Here is a 550-nt window from a genome sequence, read left to right on the forward strand (position 1 = left end):
GTCTCGGGCTGCGGGTCAGGCGGCAGCGTCATGCGCGGTCTCGGGCTCCTCGGCCGCCTCACCGGGGCGGCGGCGCAGCAGGATCGGGCCGAAGGCGGCCTCCTGGCGCAATTCGATACCGCCGCCGCGCGCCATCTCCAAGCCGGCGATCAGGGTCGCGGCCAGGGCAGCGCGGCGCTCGACCGGGTCGAGCAGGGTCTCGGGCAGGAAGCGCTGCAGCTCGCCCCATTCCGGCAGGTGGCCGACGAGGCGCGCCAGCCGGTCCAGCGCCTCCTGCACCGTCCACAGTTTCCTCGGCTTCGGCCGGTAGGGGCGGCGCGCATTCGACCGGCGCAGCGCGTCGACATAGGCGCGCAGCAGCGCCGGCAGCTCGGCGTTCAGCGCGCCCTGCTCCTGCCGCACCAGGCTTTCGGGGTCGCCGCGCTCCAGCACCTCCTGCCCCAGCTGCGGGCGGGTGCCGAGCCAGCGGGCGGCCTCGCGCATGCGCTCCAGCTCGGCCAGGCGCTCGGCCAGCTGGCCGGCCAGGGCCTCGGCATCCTCCTCCTCCTGC

1 protein-coding gene is annotated in these 550 nt (G+C 76.0%); it reads right to left on the reverse strand.

Annotated elements, in window-relative coordinates; translation table 11 throughout:
• Window positions 1-15: 15 nt before the first annotated feature.
• On the reverse strand, window positions 16-550 hold a 535-nt coding region (locus BKE38_RS30225; protein WP_076960722.1), incomplete at its 5' end, for a segregation and condensation protein A.

The organism is Teichococcus deserti (genome assembly GCF_001982615.1).
Classification (GTDB): Bacteria; Pseudomonadota; Alphaproteobacteria; order Acetobacterales; family Acetobacteraceae; genus Pseudoroseomonas; species Pseudoroseomonas deserti.